Here is a 25227-nt window from a genome sequence, read left to right on the forward strand (position 1 = left end):
TTTTACGCAGAACCAGTGCAAGCGCATCAAGATGTTAAGGACAACACGTATACAAAGTTTGCCGGCGCCAGCGCAGGACAGCCGTTTTTTGCATATATGACTCTTTTTTTTACTGACATTAAGCTTAAAGAAACTGATACGGCCGACCTTTATGATACCGGCGCCTGACCGCCCTCTGCCTGCTTTTGGTGCATGCCGAAACGATTGACACAAGTGCCACGCTTTATTACATATTTTCCTGCGCTGTGGCACTCAAGAATCTTTCTTACGGTTACGGCTGGCGGGTCGCTCATGAGGGCGGGAGTATGCTTTGTGCTATGCACAATCATCCCTGACATTGATCATGGATCCTCTTGCCAATGGGAATCATCCACAAGGTAATTAATCCAGATCAACCGGGAACTTCAGCCAACAAATGAAAATACTGTATACCAACTTTCACACCAGCCCCGGCATTGGGGGCCATACGTCTTACATTAGCAGGTTGATCGCCGGCCTGGCCCCTCATCACGATATCGGCGTTGCCGTTCCTGCCCAAAGCGCCCTCTACCGTATTGCAAATGCAATGACCGGAGTCCAGACATACGCCCAGGATTACCCCAGTAAACTACCCCAATTGCCAGCCGCAGCCGCTCACCTGCGCAATATTCTGCGCAACGGTCAATATGATGTAGTTCACGTTAACGGGACTGCGGATCACCGGCTGGTCATGCTTGCCATGCTGGGGTTGCGTCGCAAGCCTGCAATCATTTTCACCAAGCACAACGACCATGCAACCGACTCTATCGGCTCACGGCTGCGCGCCCGTTTCGGGACCGATCACTGCATTGCCGTATGTGATTTTGTCGCCGATCAGCTGGCTGGCGGCCCTTACGATCGGGCCGGCATCACCACTGTGCACAATGGCATTAATACCGATTACTTCAGCGCCCACAACGGCGGCGATTTTCGCTCGATGCGCCAATCCATTCTGGGCTCAGCCGAAGATTCTCGCATTCTGCTGGGCAGCAATGCAGGTACGACAGAGTACAAGGGCTGGATAGACATGGTGCGGGCGCTGGCGCAGCTGGACCCGCGCCAGATCGATCGCCTGCATATTGCGGTCGCCGGCCCCCGCGCCCCGCAAAAACTGCTGGATGAAGTGCAACAACTGGGCATGAACAGGCACATCAGCTTCGTCGGCGATCTGGACGATGTCCGACCCTTTATCGCCGCCATCGATGTCGGTTTCGTCCTATCCTATCGTGTTGAAACAATATCATTCGCATGCCGTGAGATGATGGCCATGGGCAAACCGGTCATCGTGACCCGGCAAGGCGGGCTTCCCGAAAATATTGACGCCGACACGGACGGCTGGGTGATTCCCCCGCGCGATCCGCAAGCGTTGGCCGCCCTGCTGGCGCAAATTGTTCAGGGCCATTACGACCTGCGCGCTATGGGACTGGCGGCCCGCAGCAAAAGTGAACTGCGTTTCGACCAGGAAAAATTCATCAGCGCGACGGAAACTGTGTATCGCCAGGCTCTGCAAAGCCGCGCACGCCCACATCAGGCCGCAACCATTAGTTAGCGTTGTTTCAGGCGACGCCACTGCCAGGGCGGTACCGGTTCTTTTTCAGCCCATAAGCCGCGACGCAGGCGTCGGGCCAGATCTTCCGCTTCGCAATACGCAGTGTCTGTAACATAGTTACGATAGGCCCATGCGTAGCCATTGGCTACCATTTGCATATTGATATTTTTTTGATCCAGATAAACGGTGCCAAGCACCCGTCCATAGCGGTCCCGCTCACCCGCCTGCACCATCACGGTCCTGCGATAAACGGCATCAGACAAAAACTTTTTGGCAGCGCGCCCATATGGCATGCCCGATTCCGGTGCGTCAATCTGAGCCATCCGGATTTTGTGCTGTTGCCTGGCCTGATCCAGGATGGTTAACGTATCGCCGTCAGAAACTCCTACTACCCAGCCTTCAAGCCAGGTGGCCGCGAACACCGACGGTGCCGGTGCGATCACAAGAATCGCTATCAGACAGCGCAATATTTCAGTTGTCATTACATGTGATCCTGGCAACCAATTGCATCGCCAGTCAGACCCATGCTACAGATATATGTGCAGCCGCCTGCTGTATTGCTTACCGCCGCCAATGAGCTGCCAGGCCTGTTGTCCATCGCACAGGCCAATCCCGCTAAAGCCATCACGTCGAGCTCACTTACCACTGCCCATAAAACACGCCGGCCTGCTTGTATTTATTCGTCTGTTTGTCCACTTCCTCTTCGGTCACGGTCGTGCGCCGTTTAAGGCCGGCAAACCAGTCCAGCAGCCGCTGTTTCATTTGTTGCCTGATCGGTTCGTAGTCTGGGTGATCCCCCAGATCATTAAATTCATGAGGATCATTCTGCAGGTCAAACAACTGGGGTCTTTCGGTACTCCAGTAAACATAACGCCACCGGTCTGTACGCACCGACCACGCCCGGCATTCGCCTGTGGATTTGCCCAAGGTCAGTCTGGCCTCACGATAGCTGTAATCCAGTTCCGAAAAGACGCAATCGCGCCAGTCTATCGCCTGGTCGTGGACGAGCGACTGAAGCTGCCGTCCCTCAACTCGATGGGCAGGAATATGCATGTCCAGTGCCGCCAATATCGTTGGCACAATGTCCACGCTTTCCACCAGCCTTGATTCGCGTCGCCCACGGGTGGCATCGGCCTGCTCTGAAGGATCATAGATGATCAACGGCACCCGTTGCACGGCATCGTAGAACAGCTCCTTCTCGCCAAGCCAGTGATCGCCCAGCAGGTCGCCATGATCTGCAGTGATGATGACAAGTGTGTTATCCATCAGGCCCGCAGATTCCATGTAGCGAAAAGCCTGCCCAAATGGTCGTCCAGTTGCTTGATCAGTCCCTGATAAGCCGGACGCACCCGCGCCACACATTCGTCGCTGGAGAAACTGAGACTTTCCTCTTGCTGGCGATAGGCTTGCACCACCGGGTGCGCATGTTCTTTTTCATGCTCGGTCCGGCGCACGGGCAGACACTGCTGAGGCGTATACATTGCATGATACGGCGCCGGGGCCACATAAGGCCAGTGCGGTTTGACGTAACTCAAATGCATCACCCACGGTTTATCACCGGCCGATTGCATATACGATAGTGCGCAATTGGTCATATAGGCAGTTTCGGAATGCTCTTCTTTTACCCGGGCAGGAAAATTGACATTGCGCATATGCCAGCCGCTTTGCGCCTGGCCCTGGTCATCTTCTACCGCAATGACATAATCTGTCCATGGATCCTTGCTATCGTAACCCTGCGCTTTCAGATACGCAGGATAACCGCTTTCTGCCCCGGGCTCATGATGACCGTCATAGCGGTCAAGCTGCACAAAGCCGCCTTGCCGCAAAAGCACGCCGAGCTCGCTCTGCCCATCGATATTCAAGCGCTCCAGCCCATGGTTATCCGGCATCACGTGGGTCTTGCCGGCAAGCACCAGATCAATATCGCGTGCCTTCAGATACTCGCCCAGGGTCACTTCTTCAATGGACAAGGGCACACGATTCCATGTTGCGCCGTGCGTGGACGGATAGCGACCAGTGTAATAGCTCATCCGTGACGGGCCGCACACGCCCGAATTGACGAAGGCCTGCTCGAACAGGACGCCCCGCCTGGCAAGATTGTCAATATGCGTCGTCTGCAAATGCGGATGTCCATAACAACTCAGGTGATCGGCCCGCAGCTGATCGGCCATGATGAACAATACGTTTTTTACTTTTGCCATTTCTTGTTTACTTGCCTACCTTGAAGCCGGAATCGCGAACTACCGGTTCCCATTGCTGCCTGAATGCATCAATGGCCTTGCGCGTTTGCTCGGCATTGGCCTGTACCGGAACGAGATTGACCGAGCGGATTTCTTTCTGAACTGTCGCATCACCCATGACTTTACTGATGGCATCGCCCAGATACGTCACAACCTCGTCATCCATGGAGGACGGCGCAAAAACGGCATTCCAGCCTGTCGCGCGGATATCGATCCCGGACTCGTGAAATGGCGCAACATCGGGCAGGCTGTCGTCCCGCTTTTCGCTGGAAACACCCAGCACCTTCACCTTGCCGCTTTTGGCCATGGGAATGAAAGTATCCAGCGTATCGATGGCAACCGGAATATTGGCGCCCGCCAGATCTGTGAGCAATTGCGATGACCCTTTGTATCCGACAATTTCCGGCTTCAGCCCGAGTTTGTCGGCCAGCATGAGACCAAAAAAGTGCGGCAGGCTACCCGTTGCAGGCACGCCGATGTTAAGCTGCTGCGGGTTGGCCTTGGCCCATTGCACGAACTGCTCGACTGTATTGACCTTGCTGGAGGCCGGCACGCCAAGCGCAAAACTATAGTCGGTGATAAGAGAGACTGGTTTGAAATCGGCTTGCGGGTTGTAATTGAGATCCGAAAAAACAATCGGCGCAATCACAGTGACCGCAGGGTTGCCCAACATCAGAACGTTCACACCTTTTTTTGTATTTTTCAGGTCAGCCGCAGCAATCCTGCCTCCGCCCCCTGGTTTGTTTTCCACAATGACGGGAACCCCGATTTCCTTGGCCAGCGCCCTGGCCAGAATCCTCGCTGCGTTATCGCTTGCCCCGCCGGGAACATACCCGACCGTCAGGGTGACCGGCTCCGTAAACCTGGCCGGCTGCGCCCATGCGGTCAGCGTCGCCGGCAGCAACCCGGCAGCCAGCAACCATGGCCCGATACGTTTCAACATTTGAGTCTCCCTATTTTCGTTATAGCCCATGTTGCGCCAGCCACAACCGGCGTGCACAGTAGCAACAGAGCATGGATAAGGTCATTATTCTAGCGGAATTGCCGGCAGATAGCGCGTATGAAACGGATCATTGGCGACGGGAAAGCCAGGAAAAACAGAAGGAGCGCCGTGCGCAGCTTAAGCTTTGGGGGCTGGGGGCTGGGGGCTGCCAGCAATTTCAATGAAGGGCCGGCCTGGCGCCCGCCTTAACGGTTGTTCCGCTGTGGACAAGTGCAGCAAATCGCGTAGCTCGCTACGTTGTCCCAGCAAGTCGTGCAATGTGTATTTATCCAGCACGGCCAGAAATGCCTGGGTTGCTTCACGGAACATCGAGGGCAGTTTGCAGGGGCCTGCGATGGCACAGGACGAGCAATCGACCAGATCAATATCGCCTTCAGTATGACGCAGCAGTTGGCCTATGACGATTTGCTCTACGGGCAATCCCAACCTGATGCCCCCGTTGCGACCGCGCAGCGTTTCGATATAGCCCAATTGTCCCAAATGCTGTACCACCTTCATCAGGTGATTCTGGGAAATGTCGTAGGCACGTGCAATTTCGGCGATGGACGAAAGCCCATCGTCTCGCGAGCCCAGAAAAATCAGTACCCGCAGTGCGTAATCTGAGTATTGAGTCAGTCTCATATAGACCTCGGCATGCGCTTTTACTGTTGCAATAAATATGCAATATAACATTCATCTGACTTGCATATTAAAATTATTTGCAATAAGATGCATTTAAAATGAATGTTATAAAGACAATGGCGGCTCCCAGTCCCCACATGTACCGCGAACACATCTGAAATATCTACATGTGAAATTTTCATATCTGTCATTGTCCAGGCCATGCTTTTCATTGATCGCCCGACCGCAACGCTGTCGGGCTGAGCCACCCCACCCACTACAGGAGCTCCTGCTATGTCTCAACCCGCCGTTACCGCCCTGGATCCCGATACCATCCGCATTGTAAAAGCCACCGTGCCTGCCTTGCAGACGCATGGTGCAGCCATTACTGCAAAAATGTATGACCGGCTTTTCAAGGATGAACATATTCGTAACCTGTTCAATCACGCGAACCAGGCCAATGGCCAACAAATCAATGCGCTGGCGGGGGCCATTTTGGCTTATGCGGAAAATATCGACAATCTGGGTGCATTGCTGCCAGCGGTCGAGCGCATCGCACACAAGCATGTCGGGTTCCACATTCTGCCCGAGCACTATCCCTACGTGGCTACAGCGCTGCTGGGCGCGATCAAGGATGTACTGGGCCAAGCCGCTACAGATGAAATACTTCAGGCCTGGGGCCAGGCCTACTGGTTCCTGGCTGGCATTCTGCAAAACAGGGAAAGCGCGCTGCGCGAGACCATAGAGCAGGCACCTGGCGGCTGGACCGGCTGGCGCGACTTTGTGGTCAGCGAAAAGATTCGTGAAAGCAGCACCATTACCTCATTCATTTTGCGGCCGGTCGACGGCGGGCCGGTTATCCGGCATAAGCCCGGCCAATACATTACTTTTCGCTTTAACGCACCGGAGCAAGCCGGCATCAAGCGCAACTACTCCATTTCCTGCGCTCCCAATGATCAGTACTATCGGATTTCCGTCAAGCGTGCACAAGACAGCCAGGGCGGTTCACGCTTCATGCACGATCACGTCCGGGTCGGTACCACACTTGAAATAACACCACCGGCAGGCGACTTTTATCTGCCTGACAGCCCCGTACGGCCGATTGTATTGCTCTCGGGCGGTGTGGGCCTGACACCCATGGTCAGCATGCTTGAGACCATTTATCAACAACACCCGCAGCTACACGTGCATTACGTGCACAGCACGATGAACAGCCAGACCCATGCCATGGGCCAGCATGTGCAGACGCTGGCCCACAAACTGGCCCATACAAAAGTGTCGACCTTCTATAGCGAGCCGCAGGCTACCGACCTGGCTGGAGAAAATCACGACGTATCGGGCATGATTTCGCTTGACTGGCTGACCCGCAACACTCCGGTACAGGACGCGGATTATTACATTTGCGGCCCTAAGGAGTTCATGCGGGTGTTTGTCAACGGGCTGGCTGCCAAAGGCGTACCCGCGGAGCGCATTCATTACGAATTCTTCGGTCCGACCGACGAACTGCTTGCCGCCTGAGATGTACTTGCGCGGGCAAGCAGTGCACTGCGATGTTCCGCAAGGACCCACCTGGCAAGCGCAATCAGTTATTGCCACTGGCCCGACAAGCCTGCAGTGGCTCCGCACCTCTCCTACTGCACCTACAGGTTGCGTGAACGGGGCGAGCAGCATCAGCGGCTGACCAGGCTTTATGGCGGGCGCAATACCCGCGCTCGCTGTATATCGCAGCAGCTTGCATACCCCGGGATATAATCGGATAACGTAATCAACACGCCAGGGCACAACATGTCCTGGCCGCGCACCCGGGTCATATGATTATCCTGTCCGTACTTTATGTCGTCGCTATTATTGCCGAATCCATGACCGCTGCGCTGGCGGCCGGTCGCCGCAGCATGGACTGGCTCGGCGTGTGCCTGCTGGGATGTATTACTGCGTTGGGCGGCGGATCAGTTCGGGATATTGTTCTGGACCATCATCCATTGACCTGGGTTGCGCATCCGCATTATCTGATCATCACCACCGTGGCTGCCCTGGCCACCATCGCGGTGGCGCGCATCATGCATCGCCTATATCACCTGTTTCTATTCCTGGACGCAGTGGGGCTCGTCGTATTTACCATCATCGGCTGCAATGTGGCGCTGGAGCTGAAGCTGCCGTTGGTAATTGTGATTATTTCGGGGATGCTCACCGGCTGCGTGGGCGGCGTTCTGCGCGATATCCTGTGCAACGATATCCCTCTGCTGTTTCGCAGCGAACTGTATGCAAGCGTATCGATCATGACCGGCTTGTTGTATGTTGCCGGCCTGCATTTTGGTCTGAATCATGAGCTGGTCATGACCATTGCGCTGCTGTCGGGTCTGAGCCTGCGTATGCTGGCCTTGCGCTTCAAGTGGAATATGCCCAAATTCATTTACAACCGCGATGGGCACTGAGCGTTCGAGCGCAGGAAGGCGGACAGCTCTGTAGCCGGGCGACGCCTACGGCGTTTCCAACCGTTTTTACCCTAGTAAATACCCCTACGCCCACAGGCAAAGCCGCCGCGTGGATCCATAGATTACGCCCATCTGGCTCTGTATCTGCTGCTTTATTACCTGTACATTCGTCTCCCAAAGCAAAAATAATAAAAGCGTGTATACAGGAGACAATTGATGGATATTGAAAGTAAAAACCAGCTGCAGCACTCGTTAAAGCCGCGGCATATGTCAATGATTGCACTTGGCGGTGTGATCGGAGCCGGGCTGTTTGTTGGCAGTTCGGTCGTGGTAAAAAATGCAGGCCCGGCGGCCCTTATTTCGTTTCTGATTACCGGCATCCTGATTATTCTGGTCATGCGCATGCTCGGCGAAATGGCTTCCTCGCTACCGGTCGTCGGCTCGTTTTACGAATACGCCCGCAGCGCTTTCCGCGAGCAACCTGGCAAGGCCGAGTTTGCCGGCTTTATGACCGGCTGGATGTACTGGTACTTCTGGGTGATTGTGGTGGCGATCGAAGCGATTGCCGGCGCCAAGCTCATCCAGTTCTGGCTGCCCAATATTCCTTCCTGGGAAATCAGTCTCACGCTGATGGCCGTTCTGACCGTTACCAATCTGTTCTCGGTCAAATCCTATGGAGAATTCGAGTTCTGGTTCTCCTCGATCAAGGTGGCCGCGATTGTGGTGTTTCTGTTTCTGAGCGGGCTGTTCCTGCTGGGTATGTGGCCCAACCATCAGGCGGTGGGGCTGGGTGAAATGCTCAATCACGGCGGCTTCATGCCCAATGGCTGGGGGCCCGTACTATCCGGCGCCGTCGCGGCAACAGGCTTTTATTTCGGCGCGGAAATTGTCACCATTGCCGCTGCAGAAACTGCCGATCCGGCCAAGTCCGTGGCCAAGGCAACTAATTCGGTTATCAGCCGCGTGCTATTCTTTTATGTCGGTTCGGTATTTTTCGTCGTCTGCCTGGTGCCCTGGAACTCCGAGGCCATCTCCACCCCTTATGTAAGCGCACTGCAGGTCATGCAGATCCCTTACGCACCGCACATCATGAACGCAGTCATTCTGGTGGCCGTGCTCTCATGTCTGAACTCAGGCCTTTATGCCGCTTCTCGCATGATATTTGCCCTAACCCGCAACGGTGATGCACCACAGGCGCTGGCCCGCGTGTCGGAAAACGGTGTGCCGATACGCGCCATTATTTTTTCCACGCTGTTCGGCTATGCGGCTATTGTCGTGTCTTACTACTCCCCCGACGGTATTTTTCCATTTCTCGTGGAGTCTTATGGCACGGTGGCATTGGTGGTCTATATCCTGATTGCCGTATCCCACATCAGGTTGCGCAGAAGAATGGAACAGAACTGCCCCGAACGTATCCGGGTTCGCATGTGGTGCTTTCCGTATCTGAGTTATCTGGCCATTGCCGGTATGCTCAGCATCCTTGGCGCCATGGCGTTTTTGCCCGAGCAGAAAAAGGCGTTCTGGTTCGGCCTGATCAGTCTTGTTATCTGCGCGCTAGGCTTTCTATTGTCCAGATACTGGCGCAAGGAAAAGACATTTGAACCAGCGATCACTCGCGGAGTGCTGGAACGCTAGTACAACAGGATCAGGCACAAGACCGTTACCTGATCCCCGTCCGATCCCTTGTACTTTTATTCACTTACGCAGCCCTGCCCGATACCTGGGTTTGGCTGCGTAAGCCGTTATTGCTCTGGCCGTTGGTTGGGCGCCAGTCAGGGCAGAATGCCAAAAGCGGCGAGAGATAACTTTGCTTTACCCGCAAGATGTTGATCTGCCTTGCTTCAATCTCGCAGACCGTGCCGCTGCGACCCGTTACACCATCCAGAAAATGCCGGCGCCGTAGCGGACCACATAACCACAGCGCGTCTCCCTGGTGCATGGACCATGCCACCTGTTCTGCCTGAATTCCATACAGTACGGCGTCATGATGTTCGCTGCTTATGACGATTTCATTTGTATATTCGTCACGCTGCTCGCTGCGGGTTTCAAGGGTGATACGCAGTACGGCCGTACCATCGGGAAAATAGTGCAGGCACGGATCAGCAAGCAGGTCACCCAGCACAGTCATTTCATTCAGATATCGTTGCATCGCGCGCTCCACATCGTCAAAAGCAAAAAGGGCGACCCTGCGCCGCCCCTGTTTAACTCGGTTCAAGCCACGCCAGGCGCACGCCAGCAGGCGCCCCCGGCAGCGGCAACTATTTCTTCAGGATCGCCTTGGTAATGGTGTCGGCGTTGTATTGCATCATCTTCAAATAGGTCGGGGCGGGCTCATCGGGGCCGGACAGCGCATCCGAATACAGCTTGCCGCCCACAGCCACGTTGCCTTCCGAGGCAATCTGCTTGATCAGAGCCGGATTGCTGATATTTTCCATGAACACGGCAGACCCTTTGTCCTCCCGAATCTGACGGATAATCGCAGCAACATCCGCGGCAGTCGCTTCGGTCGCCGAGGAAGTGCCCTCGGGCGCCAGCAACGTCAGGCCATAGGTAGCACCCAGATAGCCGAAGGCATCATGCGAGGTGATGAGCGTACGTTTGTCTTTGGGCAATGCGGAGAACGCCGCTTTGACAGACTCATGCAGCGCCTGCAGTTTTTCCGTATAGGCACTGGCGTTTGCCTTGTATGACTCGCATCCTGCACTGTCGACCTTGCACAAGGCATCAGCAATATTTTTCACATAAATCATGGCGTTGGGCACAGACTGCCAGGCATGAGGGTCATACTCGCCATGATCATGTTCATGTTCATGTTCATGAGCATGATCGTGATCGTGATCGTGGCCATGATCGTGATCATCATGGGCCGGCTCTGCCCCATGCCCGTGTTCGTCTTCGGTGTTTTTCAGGGGCTCAATACCCTTGGTGACCTCCACCACGGGGGCCTTGGTTTCGCTGGATTTAGCCAGCCGCTGCATAAACGTATCGAACTGCAAGCCATTGGCCAGCACCAGGTCGGCACGCTTGAACGCGATCACGTCGGTTGGCCGGGGCTCATAGGCATGCACATCGCCATTGACGGGAACAATGGACTTGACCGTGATACGATCGCCCCCCACCTGACTGGCAAAATCCTCAAGAATGGAAAAGCTGGTCACGACATTGACCGTTGCGGCGCTGACGCTACCCATGAAAGCCACGCCGATGGCGCCGGAAATAAAAAGCTGTTTGAACACAGTGTGCACGTGAAACCTCTGGGTAAGAATGGGGCCGCGCCCTCGCGCGGCGGGCAGATGTATAGCTAATTCAATTTCAGTTATGTTATAACATAACACTAAAAGCGTCAATAAATTCTGTACTTTCCGTCACCATTATTAGTCTGCCCAGTCCTTTTCCGGCGAAAAAGAATCAGGTATTCTTGAGCCTGCGACGGCGGGGAGAAGCCTTCGCCAAAAATCAATTCAATATAAAGGAGTGAAGTACGATGCAGTATTTGGACGTACTGAAGGCATTTTTTGATACCGTGGGCGGCTGGGTGTGGGGACCCGTCATGCTCGTGTTCCTGGTCGGAACCGGTGTTTATCTGACCCTGCGACTGGCATTTCTGCAATTTACCATGCTGCCCTTCGCCCTCAAACAGGCGTTTACGCCCCATCCCAAAAAGAGCGACGGCAGCGATGATCAGGGTGATATTTCCCATTTTGGCGCACTGATGACTGCCCTTTCGGCCACCATTGGCACCGGCAATATTGCAGGCGTAGCGACGGCGGTGGTTCTGGGCGGGCCTGGCGCCGTTTTCTGGATGTGGATCACCGCCATTTTCGGCATGGCCACCAAGTTTGGCGAAGGTGTGCTGGCGGTCAAATACCGGATCGTCAATGAACGCGGCGAGATGTCCGGCGGACCAATGTATTACATTGAACGCGGCCTGAACTGGAAATGGCTTGCCATTTTGTTCGCGCTGTTTGGCACCCTGGCCTCTTTCGGCATCGGCAGTTCGGTGCAGTCCAATTCCGTGGCCCAATCCATCCAGGCCAGTTTTGCCATTGATCCCATGATCACCGGAATCGTGCTCACCGTGTTTACAGCGATCGTGATCCTGGGCGGCATCAAAAGCATTGCGGTTGCATCATCGTTCATTGTGCCGTTCATGGCCATTTTTTACGTCGCTGGCGGGCTGATCATTATTTTCATGCATCTGGATCTGCTGGGTCCGGCCTTTGCCACAATCTTTCGTGATGCGTTCAGTGGCGAAGCCGTCGCAGGCGGCGCCATTGGCACCGTCATCCGCTATGGCGTGGCGCGAGGCGTATTTTCAAATGAAGCCGGGATGGGTAGCGCCCCTATTGCCGCTGCCGCAGCAAAAACCGATCATCCGGTGCGCCAGGCGCTGGTGTCCATGACAGGCACATTCCTGGACACCATTGTGGTGTGCAGCATAACCGGCCTGGTGCTGGTCATGGGCGGCATTTACACGAACGGCGAGACCGGTGCAGCGCTGACCACCCAGACATTCAATCTGTTGCTGCCGGGCCCCGGCGGCTGGATCGTCACCATTGGGCTGGTCTTCTTTGCCTACTCCACGATTCTGGGTTGGTGCTATTACGGCGAAAAATGTGCGTCCTATCTGCTGGGTGAATGGTTTGTACTGCCCTATCGCATTATTTATGTAGCCAGTGTGATGATCGGCACGATTGCCAGCCTGGACCTGGTCTGGGCCGCTGCCGATACCTTCAACGGCCTGATGGCGGTGCCCAACCTGATTGCATTGGTATTGCTGTCAGGGGTAATTGTTAAGGAAACCCGCGACTTTATCGCTAAACGTAAATCGGGCGAATTGCCTTAATCGATCGCCAGGGCTTGCAGTCGGCTTCAGGGCTGCTGCAAGCCCTGCACTTGGCCGCAACACAAGCGCCTGCCAAGGCAAACGACAGCGCACATATCGCAACAAGAAAACAGCAGGGTCGGGCTCCAACGGCCCTGCTGTTTGCAGTCTTCAGCCACTTAATGGCACAACGGCAAACAGCCCGTGCCCTGGCGCAGGCGCGCGATTAACGATACTGATCGATATTTTTATCGTTCAGCGCAATAGCGCCTTCGGACAGATCCATGGGATCAAAAACAAACGCCTTCCCGAAACCCTGCACCAGCGTTGCACGCAGCGGCGTCAGGCGATACAGGGTGAAATCGTCCAGGCTATCGAGCAATGCAACCGTCTTGCCAGCGCGCTGGCCAAGCAATGTGATCGCTCGATCATGCTCCTCTGACCCTTTTTCTACCGGGGACGCAGTAACTTGGTAATTGAGGCGCAGGCGCGCATAAATATTGCGTGCCCGGCTCTCGTCCTCGATCAGAAGGATGTCCAGGGCTGGCTGCACTTTCAGGTTCTGACCATGCACGGCCAGCGCAGAAACCAGGATATAAAACCGGTCATCCATATAGGCAAAGGGTGTATAACTGGCGCATGGCGCATGCTGTGCATTGGTTGTAGCCATGATCAGGCTAAGGCACTCCTGGTGCAACCGATCAATCTCGGGCGCCAGCGTGAGCATATCGATATTATTACTCATATGAGATTCTTCCATACGGTTTGAAAGGCGCTGCTGGCGGCTGCATGCAAAGCCAGTGCGCCTGACACCGGAAAGTGTACCAGATCCCTGTCTTACGGCAGTTGTTGCAAATCCCTGGTAGCGGCGGTAGGTTGGCACGTACCCAACGCCTGTATTTATCGTCTTTACAGGCAGGGCGCTGACGGCAGTCCGGGCGCAAACGGCAATAAAAAACCCTGGGCTGTTGCACAGGCAATAGACCAGGGTGTTACCCTTTTTACCAGAGTTTTATAAACCACGATCAAACGGTATGATCACGGTCCTTGTCTCGCTCTTAATCCCAGTACGTTTCCCTTTGGCCGCTCTTCATGGTTCCCAGCAGGGTGACTGCGTAGCAGATTTTGTCCAGGACAGAATCGAACATATCGCTGTAGAAATGATGGCGGTGCATAGTAATACCCCTTTACAAGAAAAATACACAGATTCGAGCTGTTGCGGCGAGAAAAGAAAATATTCTGTCGAAACCTCTCACCGGATATACAGCAAGTTGCATGCCAGGTTTTTACAGCAGCCATCCGCATCAATCAGCGAGTTATCGGTCAAGAAACGCCCCATATTAGTACAAACCCTTGGAAAGCGCCCGAATAGCTGGCGCAATGCGCCGTGTTGTCACATCAATGGCGCCCGCATCGGCGCGTGCATCCGGTTCAGCCCGCACGGCGCGATGACCGTCGTGTTGGCGCTAGTCATTGTGTGAATACAGCCCGCCCGGTTATGATGACGGCAACCTCAATTGACTCACAAGGACAGAATCATGATTCAGGCTTTTCTTCGACCCTTGCTGGCTATGACATGTGTGATCGGGTCATATGCGCAGGCGGCAACGCTCCAGGGTACGGCAATCTATCGCGAACGTATTGCCGCGCCGGCCGATGCCGTATTCGAAGCAAGTCTGCATCAAGTACAGCCGGACGGCACTGCCGGACCCGTAGTGGGTCATGCAGCCCTGAACCCTGCCGGCCAGACCCCCTTCAAGTTTGAAATTGTCTACGACGCCACTGTCCCGCCCGGACAACAATACCGGGTTAGCACAGCGCTATCGGTGCAGGGCCGTGTCCTTTTTTCCGGCGCTGCACCGGTCACACTGCCCCAGGCCGACAACCAGCCGCTCATGATTCTGATGAGAAAAGGCACTCCAAAAGATACAGCCGGGGCCATGGCCGCAGCTGCTGCCTCATCCGTTGCGCCCGCGGCGAGCCAGGGGCCCGGCAGCGCAGCAGCCAAGCCCGACAGCCCCTTGCGCAATACCTACTGGAAGCTGGTCACCCTACAGGGCAAGGCCGTCAAGGCGCACGATCAGCAACGTGAGGCACATATCGTGTTTTCGGCCAGCGACGATAGGCTCTCCGGGAGTAGCGGCTGCAATCGTATGATGGGCGGCTTCGAAGAGAAAGGCGATCAGTTGAAGCTCAAACAGGTGGCCGGCACCATGATGGCCTGCCCGCAAGGGATGGCAGTGGAAACTGCATTCCTGAATGCCCTGCTTACTGTGACACGCTATAGAATCAGCGCGGAGCATCTGGACATGCTGGATGCCAGCGGCAATATTGTGGCCGGTTTTGACGCGGTTGCTCTGCAATAAGCGCGCCAGGCGCCGGTTCGTGCCTGCGCCTGTCCCATCCGGCCATGGGCGGGCCAACACCCTGACCATTGCTTCTTACATTCTTACTTATTTGAGACGGCAAGAACATCTCCCATGTATAGCATCCCTACCCTCTTTTTACACGGCATCATGATCGGCATTGCCGCAACTGTTATCCTGGATATCTGGGCGCTTGTGGCAAAACGCGCCTACGATGCAGCGCCGGCCAACTGGGCACTGGCCGGACGCTGGTTTGCCCACATGAAAGACGGTGTCTATCGGCACGACAATATTGCAGATGCCATCCCAGTTCGCGGCGAACTGGCTATCGGCTGGATCGCCCATTACGTGATCGGTATTGTGTACGGCATATTGGTCGTGGCTATCTGGTTCTTCCAGAATGCCAGTTACCCGACTCTGTTTGCCCCGTTTCTGGTTGGCCTGGTGCTGGCCACCTGCGCCGCCTGGTTTCTGATGCAACCCGGCCTGGGCCTGGGCGTGGCCGCCCGCAAGACGCCGGATCCGCTGCGCATGCGACTGCGCACCATCGTCAACCACGTTGTATTCAGTCTTGCTTTGTACCTGAGTGCAATTGCGCTGTCTGACTATCTGGCCTGAATCCGGGCCTGACGCCGGCGTTGTTCGCGCAACTGCACTTCATGACCGTCCAGGCTGAACTGCACACGATACTGCACCAGCTTGACGGCCAACGCCCGGTACTTGAACATGTACCGCAGCCCCACTAGCATGGCGAGCACGCCGGCCGCGGCGCCAACACCCAACGACCAGCGGGGGCCAAACGCATCGGCGACCCATCCGACAATGGGCGCCCCAATGAGCGTACCGCCCAACGCAATAGCCATGTAAATCGCCATCACCCGTCCGCGCATGGCCGCATCGGTGGACATTTGCACCGTGCTGTTCACGGTCGTATTAAAAGTCTGGGCAGCAATCCCCAGCACCACAAGCACTACACCAAAGACCCAGTAATTGGGCGAGATTGCAGCCAGCACACACCCAAAACCGAAGATGCCCGCACCAGTTAACACATATGCAATACGTGGACGAGCCCGACGTGCGGCCAGCAACGCACCACAAACCGAGCCGATGGCCATGGTCGAAGACAGCAAGCCGTATTCATTAGCGCCAACATGGAAAGTGGTCACAGACATGGTCGAGATATAAATGGGAAAGTTAAGCCCAAAGGTGCCGATCAGAAAAAGCATCATGAACAGCGCCTTCAGATCGGGCCGGCTCCAGACGTAACGAAACCCCTGGACCAGGCTGCCCGCTGTACGCGGCGCCCGCTTGGTCCGGTTAAGATCCTGCACTTTAAGGCGCAACAGCGAGGCAATCACCGCCAGGTACGTGATGGCGTTGATAAGGAAGACCCAACCGGTGCCCACGCCGGCAATCAGCAAACCGGCAACCGCCGGGCCGATCATGCGGGCAGCATTGAAGGAGGCCGAATTTAAGGCAACCGCATTGGACAGATCAGTATCGCCAACCAGCTCGGAAACGAAGGTCTGGCGCGCCGGCGCATCAAAGGCCGTGACGCAGCCCAGCAAAAGCGCAAAGATATACACATGCCATAATTGCACCAGGCCGGTGAGCGTGAGCAGCCCCAGGCCAAGCGCCAGCAAACCCATGGCTGCCTGCGTTGCAATCAATAGTTTGCGCCGATCCAGGTAATCAGCGGCAAGGCCGGTCACAGGCAGAAGAAAAATCTGGGGGCCAAACTGCAACGCCATTACAATACCTACGGCAGTGGCATTGTTTTGGGTCAGATAAGTGAGTACCAACCAGTCTTGTGCAGTACGCTGCATCCAGGTGCCAACGTTGGACACAATGGCGCCCCCTGCCCAGATTCGATAATTCCGAATGGCAAGAGATCTGAATGTGCCGCTTTTGATGGTACCCACAACTCCCCCCGCGATGCCGAAAAATGGTTCTGAAGGTCGACAAGACGCGGGCGCTGTCGTCTCCTTTCAGTAGAGACGACAGGCGACGCGGGATCGTCGGCGATGGTGCTGCGCGTAAAAACCGCCGCGGTCAGTGACTAACGAGTCGCTTGAGCAGCTCTATGGCTTTGGCCAGCGATTCCTGTTCTTTTGTGTTGTAGCAGGCGTAGATTTCCCGCAGCAGCCAGTCTTCCCTGGCGGCGCGACTGGCCTGGATCATGGTGAGAAACTGCGGTGTCAGTGACAGTATGGTCTGGCGACCATCGGCCGGATCGGGCGTACCCTTGATATGGCCCGCAGCTTCCAGACCGGATACCGTTGCGCCCATCGATTGTGGCCTGACACCTTCGGCACGCGCCAAGGCGGTCACTGTCGTGGGCCCGTCGCGCTCCAGACGCAACAATACCGAACGCTGCGAAGGGGTGAAGTCCCCTGCGCTGGCCTGGGCACGCAGCTTGCGTGTAAACGAGGAAATCAGAATGCGCAGTTCTGCAGCCAGTTCCGATACCCGCGCCTGTTCGGGGCTCAACGGTTTCTTATCCATAGCGCCATGGTAGCAGATTAACAGGAAAACTACAAAGGTAACCTTCTTTTCTGTCGGGCTTTTATCTTTCTGTTTATTGCAGGCCTGGAATGTCGCCGGCAAACCGCTATCGAGCTAACGCTGGCAGAGACGGCATCTGTTCGGACACACCGGACAGGCCTGACGGGCACAGCCTGGCAAGACCACCCGTTAGCGGGCGGCCCTGCCAACGCAATGACGATCAGGCGACCTGGCTGTCCAGACGCTCGCGAATCTGTGCCAACTCCGTGGGCAAACGCTGCTGGAGTTTGTTGAACAGCTCCTCGTGCAGACCCAGTTCACGGCGCCATTGTTCCTGCTCAATGGTGGTTATGCGCTTAAATTGCGCAGCGTCAAAAGACAGCCCATCCCAGGTAATATCTTCGAAACGTGGCGATACGCCAAACAGATTTTCCTCTCCATGGGCCGTGCCGTCGATGCGTTCCAGCATCCACTTGAGCACGCGCATGTTCTCACCGAAGCCGGGCCAGATGAACTTGCCATTGTCATCGGTCTGGAACCAGTTCACGCAGAAAATGTGAGGCAGTTTCGCACCGGACTGCTCAAGCCTGCGCCCCAGATCGAGCCAGTGCTGGAAGTAGGAACTCATGTTGTAACCGCAAAACGGCAGCATGGCGAATGGGTCGCGCCGCACCACGCCCTGCGCTCCGGCCGCAGCGGCGGTGGTTTCGGACCCCATCGTGGCAGCCATGTACACCCCTTCCACCCAGTTGCGCGCCTCTGTTACCAGCGGCACAGTGTCGGATCGGCGGCCACCAAACAGGAAGGCGTCAATCGCCACGCCTGCAGGATTGTCCCATTCCGGATCGATTACCGGATTCTGGGTTGCCGCTACGGTAAAACGGGCATTGGGATGGGCAGCCTTGCGTCCTGAGTCGGGAGTCCAGTCCTTGCCTTGCCAGTCAATAAGGTGCGCGGGCGCGGGCCCCATGCCTTCCCACCACACATCGCCATCATCGGTAAGCGCCACGTTGGTAAACAACACGTTTTCACGCAACGAGGCCATGCAGTTGAAATTGGTTTTCTCGTTAGTGCCTGGCGCAACGCCGAAATAGCCGGCTTCAGGATTGATCGCGTACAAACGGCCATCTGCACCAGGTTTGATCCACGCAATATCGTCGCCCACAGTTGTGATTTTCCAGCCTGGCAGCGACGCCGGCGGAATCATCATCGAGAAATTGGTTTTACCGCAGGCAGAAGGGAACGCTGCTGCGACATGCATTTTTTTACCTTCAGGCGAGGTCACGCCCAGGATCAACATATGCTCGGCCATCCAGCCTTCATCCCGACCCATGTTCGAGGCAATGCGCAAGGCAAAGCACTTTTTGCCCAGCAAGGCATTGCCGCCATAGCCGGAACCATACGACCAGATTTCACGGGTCTCCGGATAATGCACGATATATTTGGTCTTGTTGCAGGGCCAGGAAACATCGGCCTGGTTTGGTGCCAGCGGACTGCCCACCGAATGCACGCAAGGCACAAATTCACCATTGCTGCCCAGAATGTCATACACCTTGCGCCCCATCCGGGTCATCAGCCGCATATTGACAGCCACATAGGGAGAGTCGGACAATTCGACGCCAATGTGGGCTATAGGAGAGCCCAGCGGCCCCATGGAAAAAGGAATCACATACATGGTGCGGCCACGCATACAGCCATCGAACAGGCCATCGAGCGTTTCGCGCATTTGCGCAGGTGCTTTCCAATTGTTGGTCGGACCAGCGTCTTCTTCTTTTTCGGAACAGATATACGTGCGGTCTTCCACTCGCGCCACATCATCGGGATCAGACCAGGCCAGATAAGAGTTGGGGCGCTTCTGAGGGTTCAGTTTGCGCAGAGTACCGGATTGAACCATCAACGCACACAGGCGGTCATATTCTTCCTGGGAACCATCACACCATTCGATACGATCTGGTTGGGTCAGCGCGGCAATTTGCGCCACCCAGTCTTTCAGGCCGGCGTGCTGCACCCATTCGGGCGCATTGATTTGAAGTGAAGGTTCGGGTCGAGCTGCATTCATAGGGTTTGGATCTCCGTATTCTGGCAAATGCAAAAACGCCTCCTTTGAAGGCGTCTGTTGAAACGATGCCGTATGGCGCCGGACCGGGCCTGCCAGTCGTGCAGGGATGTAAATCAGTCCGGAATGACGCCTCATTCTAATACCGCATGACGATTATGTGTATGCTTTCTCCTTTATGCGTTTCAACTTGTTGCCTGTGTTACGTTCCGGACAGCATGCACAAGCTTACCAGCTATGATATTTGTAAATGTTATTTTCCGCATATGCACATAGCTACATCACACTTGAAATTGCCCTTATCGGCTATTTAATGACGCATTGCACAATTATATTTCAGCCCCCAGACCGGCAATTTTGCCTGCTGAGGGCTTCGGTATGAAAGTCAACAATTATCGTGCTACCGCAGCAACGGCAGAGCGCGCCTTAACGCTTTCCCGGTCTGTTCTGGCTGTTTTGATGGACGCCGCGCTCAACGCGGAGATAATGCCCACGATGACGGTATAGGCCACCACCAGCCAGGGTTGACCGTTATTCTCGCGCAACAGTGCCGTGGCGATCAGCGGTGTGATGCCCGAGGCAAAGATGCCGGAAAACTGATACACAAATGAAATACCCGTGTACCGGACCCGCGTGTCAAACAATTCGCAAAACAAGGCCGCTTCCGGACCATACACCATGGCATACAGAATACCGAAAGGAATCACAATTGAGAGCCAGACGACAAACACGTTGTCCGAAAAAGTGGTCATGAGCCAGAATGCCGGAATCGCCGAAAAACCGGTAATCAGGGAGCCCCAGAAATAAGTACGGGTGCGCCCGAGCCGGTCGGACATCGCGCCAAAATAAGGAATGAAAGCGCACATCACGATAGCGGCAATCATCACGCCGGTCAGCGCGTCGGTTCGCGACATCTCCAGGTTCTTGGTCAGATAGCTGATAATGAAGACGCCGAAAATATTGAAAAATACGCCGTCAATATAGCGAGCACCCATACCCTTCAGAATGTTCATTGGATAGTTCTTGATCATCTCCACAAACGGAATCTTGCTTTCCGCATTTTGCGCCTTGATCTGCGCAAACTCCGGACTTTCCTTGACGGCCAGCCGGATGTACATTCCGACAAAGACCAGCAGAGATGACAACAAAAAGGCAATGCGCCAGCCCCAGCTCAGGAACTGCGCATCGGTCAGCAAGGACGACAACAGCGCGACGACACCCGAGGCCAGGCACAGCCCCAGAGACAGCCCGATTTGCGGCAGGGAGGCATACAATCCTTTTTTCTCTGGCGGCGCATATTCATAGGTCATGAGCACCGCGCCACCCCATTCTCCTCCCAGGCCGATACCCTGCAGGACACGGCAAAACAGCAGTAATGCTGGCGCCAGATACCAATACTGTCGTAAGAAGGAATCAGACCGATGGCCACGGTGGAAACACCCATGATCATCAATGTCATGATCAGTGCGCTTTTGCGCCCGACCTTGTCGCCCAGATGACCAAAAATGATACCGCCCAGCGGGCGCGCCAGAAAGCCTACCGCAAACGTTGCATACGCCAGCAGCGTACCGATATAGGGATCTTCGCCGGGAAAATACAGTTGGTTGAACACCAGGCCGGCGATCACTCCATATAGAAAAAAGTCGTACCATTCAATCGTCGCACCTACCAGCGAGGCGGCTACGACCCTGCGCAATCCTTTTTTGTCACTCATTGTTGTCTCCATGTATTGATTTATGTACAGCTTTCATTTCGAACCGACATATTTCATTTGCAATTGCACGTCGCTTCGCTCTCCCTGCCGCTTGCTAACTTATCTGCACGCTTTCTGCTGCGGTGGCTTCCACCTGTACTTCATTGAGTCCGGCCACCGCAGGGCTCTGGATCCGGCTGGCCTGATCACCGGCCTGCGCATCCTCAAGCACAAATACAGCGGCCCTTTCGGCAACCATGACAACCGGCACGTTGGTATTTCCCGACACGAGCGTTGGCATAATCGAAGCATCAACCACACGTAGTCCCTGCAGGCCTCTGACGGCCAGCCGGTGATCGACAACCGCCATCGGGTCCTCTGCGGGCCCCATCTTCGCGGTGCCCGACGGATGGAAAATCGTGGCGCCGTTCTCGCGGCAGAAATGCAAAATCTCATCGTCGCTGCGGACATCGCGTCCAGGCTTGACCTCGCCCTTCATCAGGGACTGCATTGGCTGGGCGTCTGCAAGCTTTCTGGTTAAGCGCACTCCGGCAATGGCCGTGCGGCGATCCAGGTCGGTTGCCAGATAATTGGGCTGCATCGCCGGCGCCTCGAACGGGTCAGTCGAGCGAATACGAAGATGTCCGCGCGATTCGGGGCGTAACTGACACACGGAAAAGGTGCAGCCTGAAAAGTCATGAACCTTACCGCCGGCCATATCGGCCGACAGCGTGCCAAAATGAAACTGCACATCGGGGCGCGCGTCGGTTTCGGACAAGGCGTTGCAAAACAGCGCGCCTGGTTAATACCAATGGCCAGCGGGCCGCCTCGCAGCAGCGCCCATTGCAGGCCCATCTTTGCCTTGCCGCTCCAGCTGCGCAGCAGATCATTGGTAGTAATGGGCTTGTTCACTTCGTAGATCAGGCGAAACTGCAAATGGTCCTGAAGATTCTCGCCCACGCCATTGAGCGCATGCACCATGGGAATGCCTAATGGATTCAGGTGTGCTGGATTACCCACCCCTGACAATTGCAATAACTGCGGCGACTGCAGGGCGCCCGCGCACAGGATCACTTCGCGGTTTACGTTTAATGTCTTGACTGTCCCATGTTGGCGATATTGAATGCCTGCCGCTTTCTTCCCACGGAACAAAATACGCATGGCCTGCGCTTCGGTTTCGATACGCAAGTTCGGGCGGCGCCTTGCCGGGTTCAGATAGGCGACCGCGGTGGAACAGCGCCGGCCATTACGGGTCGTCAACTGGTAGTACCCGGCTCCGCGCTGATCGCCTGTATTGAAATCCTTGCGAGACGGTATGCCCAGACTGTTGGCGGCACTAATCAGCGCATCGACCAATTCGTGACGGGTCGGGATCGACGTAGCATTAAGCGGACCATCCGTGCCATGAGTCGGGCCGGGCCCAAGGTCATTATTTTCAAGTTTACGGAAGTACGGCAGGCAGGCATCCCAACTCCATCCCTGGTTGCCCAACGCTTCCCAATGATCATAATCTTCCTTCTGCCCGCGGATGTAGATCAGGCCATTGATAGAACTGCTGCCGCCCAGCGTTTTACCGCGCGGCCAGTAAATCCGGCGATCCAGCATATTGTGATCGGGATCGGTGTAAAAGCCCCAGTTCAATCGCGGATTGAACATGGTCTTGCCATAACCGATAGGAATATGAATCCACATATTGCGATCAGCCGGACCCGCCTCCAGCAGGCACACTGAATATTTGCCATTCTCGCTCAGCCTGTTGGCCATTACGCACCCGGCTGAGCCGCCGCCCACCACCACATAGTCCACGTTCTCTTGCATAGTCTTGTCTACCTGCCAGTTCTGATTTGTTGGAGCTAGTGTGCGTCTGGCAAGCCACGATTTGTTAGGGGTATACACCAATCATTTCAATTTTGAAACGATAACCGCCGTTTTCATTTCATTTACCGGAACGGATAGTTTCAAATTATTGGATATTTAATTTTTTTTATTCCACAATAAATAGAGAGACAAACATGACTATGACAAATCAAGATTCAAAACATCTGCGTATTCTGACTGTGATAGAGCACCTGGCCTGCGCCAGCTATCCGCTATCACTTGCACAGATCGCCCAGCGCACCGCGTTGCCCAAGGCCAGTGTTCTGCGGCTTTTGCAACAGTTGCAGGACGCCGCCTATGTCACGCGGCTGCCTGATGATCGCGGCTACGTACTGGGCGCCTGTTCGCATCAATTAGCACTGTCCGTGCTCAGCTCCACGCACTTTGATCGTATGTGCCGACTGCTGCTTGGAAAGCTGGTGGCTGCCACCGGAGAAACGTGCAATCTGACCGCGCTGATCGACAATCAGGTGCATTATCTGGCGCGTGTCGAACCTGAGAGCGACATGCGCCTGCAACTGCATCTGCGCACCGGCGCCCATGTGCCATTGCATTGCACCGCCAGCGGCAAACTGTTTCTGGCAATGATGCCCGATGTGCACCGCAAGAGCCTGCTCGATACGCTGCCGCTACCGGCCATGACACCCAAAACCATTACCGACCGCCAACGCCTTGCTCATGAACTGGGGCTGATCGCGCAGCAGAAAATCGGCACCGACAACGAAGAGTTCGTCAAAGGCATGGTCGCCATTGCCGTGCCGGTCCAGGACGACCGAGGCCGCGTGATTGCGGCTGTCGCCTGTCATGCCCCGACCGCGACGCATTCATTTTCAGACCTGTTCACTTTCTCCAGCATGATGAAGGACACCGCCCTGGCGCTGGGCCAGGTGCTGGCCGGCAATGCAAAGCCTGGCGACAGGCAGGATTTCGAAACCCCGTGACAACCCATGCATTTCATTTCATCCACAGCCGTACTTAACCGCCGTACTCAACAGCCTTAAATAACTGATCTATAGGTGATCTCATGAACAAACGTCCTTTTTTGCGTTCCCTGGTTTTGTCCGCTGTCGCACTGGTCCCGGGCCTGGCTTCCCAGGCCTGGGCTCAGAACGACACGATTAAAATTGTTGTCGGTTATCCGGCAGGTGGAATTCTCGACGCGCTGGCGCGCGCTGTCGCCGAAGAATACAGAAAAACCGGCAATGGCCAGGCTTATGTCGAAAACAAGCCAGGCGCCTCGACCATGATGGCGGCAACCGAAGTCGCAAGGGCCAAACCCGACGGACGCACGGTCCTGCTCTCGCACTCCATGCCATTTACCAGTTATCCCTACACCTATGCCAAGCTCAACTATTCCCCCAGCGACCTGACGCCCGTGGCCAATCTGGCGAACGTGCCGATTGTGATATCTACCGGCAGCGTCCAACCGTACAAAACGATTCAGGAATATATGACCGCAGTCAAGGCTGATCCGGCGCTTGCCGCTGTCGGCCTGGCCGGACTGGGCGGTCCCACGCACTTTGGCGTGCTGCAGATGGCCAAGCAACACAACGTCAAACTTGAACCGGCTTCCTATTCCGGCGGCCGCAGCTGGTCAATGATGAAATGGGCGGCCATGTGCCGCTGGGCGTGGACGCAGCGGGTGCGCAGATGGAACTGTATCGCGCCGGGAAAATCCGCTTTCTGGGACTGGCCGGCACCCAGCCGGTCAGCTTTCTGCCCGGTGTAAAAACGCTGCATGAACAGGGTGTTGGCGGCTTCGAGAACGTAAAAATCTGGTATGGCGCCTATGTACCAAAAGGCACGCCACCGGACACCATCGCCCGGCTGGAAAAGGCGTTTATCGCCATTGCCCAAAATGCCCAGTTGCGCAAGAACTTCGAAAAGCTGGGCCTGGAGCTGACCGGCGAATCGGCCGCCAGCATGACGGCGTTACTGGAAAAGGAAAAGAAAACCTGGCCACCGATTATCAAGGAATCGGGCTTTAAGGCAAATTGAGGCGATACGACTGTTGATCTGTCATCGCCATTTGGGAGCGTCCGCCACGGGCGCTGCTCGCCTG

At 55.5% G+C, this 25227-nt stretch carries 20 protein-coding genes and 3 pseudogenes; 11 read left to right on the forward strand and 12 right to left on the reverse strand.

The annotated features are described in order from the left end of the window. Positions 1 to 415 precede the first annotated feature (415 nt). A complete protein-coding gene (locus TKWG_RS18065; protein WP_014752214.1) occupies positions 416 to 1567 on the forward strand; it encodes a glycosyltransferase family 4 protein in 1152 nt (383 codons plus the stop codon). Here TKWG_RS18065 and TKWG_RS18070 read toward each other — a convergent pair. The 4 genes and pseudogenes from TKWG_RS18070 to TKWG_RS18085 form a co-directional block, all read right to left on the reverse strand. After that, complete coding sequence (locus TKWG_RS18070) at positions 1564 to 2049, reverse strand: thermonuclease family protein (RefSeq protein WP_014752215.1); 486 nt, start codon at positions 2047 to 2049, stop codon at positions 1564 to 1566. The two genes, TKWG_RS18065 and TKWG_RS18070, sit on opposite strands and share 4 nt — an antisense overlap. 157 nt (positions 2050 to 2206) lie before the next feature. Continuing rightward, a pseudogene (locus tag TKWG_RS18075) lies at positions 2207 to 3768 on the reverse strand (sulfatase-like hydrolase/transferase). Between the two features lie 7 nt (positions 3769 to 3775). Next, on the reverse strand, positions 3776 to 4750 hold the full coding sequence (locus TKWG_RS18080) for a Bug family tripartite tricarboxylate transporter substrate binding protein (protein ID WP_014752216.1): 975 nt from the start codon (positions 4748 to 4750) through the stop codon (positions 3776 to 3778). A 177-nt stretch (positions 4751 to 4927) separates the two neighbouring features. Then, entirely contained in the window at positions 4928 to 5431 is a 504-nt protein-coding gene (locus tag TKWG_RS18085; RefSeq protein ID WP_081489412.1) for an Rrf2 family transcriptional regulator, read from the reverse strand. A gap of 273 nt (positions 5432 to 5704) precedes the next feature. Between TKWG_RS18085 and hmpA the strand changes: the two genes are divergently transcribed. The 3 genes from hmpA (at position 5705) to TKWG_RS18100 (ending at position 9477) form a co-directional block, all read left to right on the forward strand. After that, positions 5705 to 6928: an NO-inducible flavohemoprotein gene (gene hmpA / locus TKWG_RS18090; RefSeq protein ID WP_014752218.1), complete on the forward strand. Its 1224-nt coding sequence runs from the start codon at positions 5705 to 5707 to the stop codon at positions 6926 to 6928. Between the two features lie 293 nt (positions 6929 to 7221). After that, entirely contained in the window at positions 7222 to 7842 is a 621-nt protein-coding gene (locus tag TKWG_RS18095) for a trimeric intracellular cation channel family protein (protein WP_014752219.1), read from the forward strand. Positions 7843 to 8058: 216 nt separating this feature from the next. Next, positions 8059 to 9477, forward strand: a complete 1419-nt coding sequence (locus tag TKWG_RS18100) for an amino acid permease (RefSeq protein ID WP_014752220.1) — start codon at positions 8059 to 8061, stop codon at positions 9475 to 9477. A gap of 64 nt (positions 9478 to 9541) precedes the next feature. Here TKWG_RS18100 and TKWG_RS18105 read toward each other — a convergent pair whose 3' ends face one another. Further along, on the reverse strand, positions 9542 to 10057 hold the full coding sequence (locus TKWG_RS18105) for a single-stranded DNA-binding protein (protein WP_148274584.1): 516 nt from the start codon (positions 10055 to 10057) through the stop codon (positions 9542 to 9544). 43 nt (positions 10058 to 10100) lie between these two features. Then, positions 10101 to 11078, reverse strand: coding sequence for a metal ABC transporter solute-binding protein, Zn/Mn family (locus TKWG_RS18110; protein ID WP_041710446.1), 978 nt, complete (start codon positions 11076 to 11078; stop codon positions 10101 to 10103). A gap of 248 nt (positions 11079 to 11326) precedes the next feature. On the opposite strand from TKWG_RS18110, the gene TKWG_RS18115 reads away from it, so the two are divergent. Continuing rightward, complete coding sequence (locus TKWG_RS18115; protein WP_014752223.1) at positions 11327 to 12688, forward strand: alanine/glycine:cation symporter family protein; 1362 nt, start codon at positions 11327 to 11329, stop codon at positions 12686 to 12688. Positions 12689 to 12893: 205 nt separating this feature from the next. Here TKWG_RS18115 and TKWG_RS18125 read toward each other — a convergent pair whose 3' ends face one another. After that, positions 12894 to 13412, reverse strand: a complete 519-nt coding sequence (locus tag TKWG_RS18125) for a HugZ family pyridoxamine 5'-phosphate oxidase (RefSeq protein ID WP_014752225.1) — start codon at positions 13410 to 13412, stop codon at positions 12894 to 12896. A 289-nt stretch (positions 13413 to 13701) separates the two neighbouring features. On the opposite strand from TKWG_RS18125, the gene TKWG_RS23385 reads away from it, so the two are divergent. The 3 genes from TKWG_RS23385 to TKWG_RS18135 all read left to right on the forward strand — a co-directional run bounded on the left by TKWG_RS23385 (position 13702) and on the right by TKWG_RS18135 (position 15651). Further along, positions 13702 to 14148 carry a hypothetical protein gene (locus tag TKWG_RS23385; protein ID WP_148274586.1) on the forward strand — a complete coding sequence of 149 codons (447 nt, stop codon included), beginning with the start codon at positions 13702 to 13704 and terminating at the stop codon, positions 14146 to 14148. 57 nt (positions 14149 to 14205) lie between these two features. Then, positions 14206 to 15033: an META domain-containing protein gene (locus TKWG_RS21945; protein WP_014752226.1), complete on the forward strand. Its 828-nt coding sequence runs from the start codon at positions 14206 to 14208 to the stop codon at positions 15031 to 15033. A 114-nt stretch (positions 15034 to 15147) separates the two neighbouring features. Continuing rightward, on the forward strand, positions 15148 to 15651 hold the full coding sequence (locus TKWG_RS18135) for a DUF2938 family protein (protein ID WP_014752227.1): 504 nt from the start codon (positions 15148 to 15150) through the stop codon (positions 15649 to 15651). Here the strand turns inward: TKWG_RS18135 and TKWG_RS18140 are convergent. The 5 genes and pseudogenes from TKWG_RS18140 to TKWG_RS18160 all read right to left on the reverse strand — a co-directional run bounded on the left by TKWG_RS18140 (position 15639) and on the right by TKWG_RS18160 (position 23105). Continuing rightward, positions 15639 to 16955 carry an MFS transporter gene (locus tag TKWG_RS18140; protein WP_014752228.1) on the reverse strand — a complete coding sequence of 439 codons (1317 nt, stop codon included), beginning with the start codon at positions 16953 to 16955 and terminating at the stop codon, positions 15639 to 15641. The genes TKWG_RS18135 and TKWG_RS18140 overlap by 13 nt on opposite strands. A 130-nt stretch (positions 16956 to 17085) precedes the next feature. Continuing rightward, a complete protein-coding gene (locus tag TKWG_RS18145) occupies positions 17086 to 17538 on the reverse strand; it encodes a MarR family winged helix-turn-helix transcriptional regulator (protein WP_014752229.1) in 453 nt (150 codons plus the stop codon). 220 nt (positions 17539 to 17758) lie between these two features. Beyond that, positions 17759 to 19597, reverse strand: a complete 1839-nt coding sequence (locus TKWG_RS18150; RefSeq protein WP_014752230.1) for a phosphoenolpyruvate carboxykinase (GTP) — start codon at positions 19595 to 19597, stop codon at positions 17759 to 17761. Between the two features lie 389 nt (positions 19598 to 19986). Continuing rightward, positions 19987 to 21320: pseudogene (locus TKWG_RS18155) on the reverse strand (MFS transporter). A gap of 82 nt (positions 21321 to 21402) precedes the next feature. Then, positions 21403 to 23105: pseudogene (locus TKWG_RS18160) on the reverse strand (GMC family oxidoreductase). A 194-nt stretch (positions 23106 to 23299) separates the two neighbouring features. Between TKWG_RS18160 and TKWG_RS18165 the strand changes: the two are divergent. The 3 genes from TKWG_RS18165 (at position 23300) to TKWG_RS26220 (ending at position 25163) form a co-directional block, all read left to right on the forward strand. Beyond that, a complete protein-coding gene (locus tag TKWG_RS18165) occupies positions 23300 to 24106 on the forward strand; it encodes an IclR family transcriptional regulator (RefSeq protein ID WP_014752231.1) in 807 nt (268 codons plus the stop codon). 83 nt (positions 24107 to 24189) lie between these two features. Beyond that, entirely contained in the window at positions 24190 to 24894 is a 705-nt protein-coding gene (locus tag TKWG_RS18170; protein ID WP_014752232.1) for a Bug family tripartite tricarboxylate transporter substrate binding protein, read from the forward strand. Beyond that, entirely contained in the window at positions 24816 to 25163 is a 348-nt protein-coding gene (locus TKWG_RS26220) for a Bug family tripartite tricarboxylate transporter substrate binding protein (RefSeq protein WP_014752233.1), read from the forward strand. The genes TKWG_RS18170 and TKWG_RS26220 overlap by 79 nt, the downstream gene beginning before the upstream one ends. The last annotated feature ends 64 nt before the right edge of the window (positions 25164 to 25227 follow it).

Origin of the sequence: Advenella kashmirensis WT001, from assembly GCF_000219915.2 — a bacterium.
GTDB lineage: Bacteria > Pseudomonadota > Gammaproteobacteria > Burkholderiales > Burkholderiaceae_B > Advenella > Advenella kashmirensis.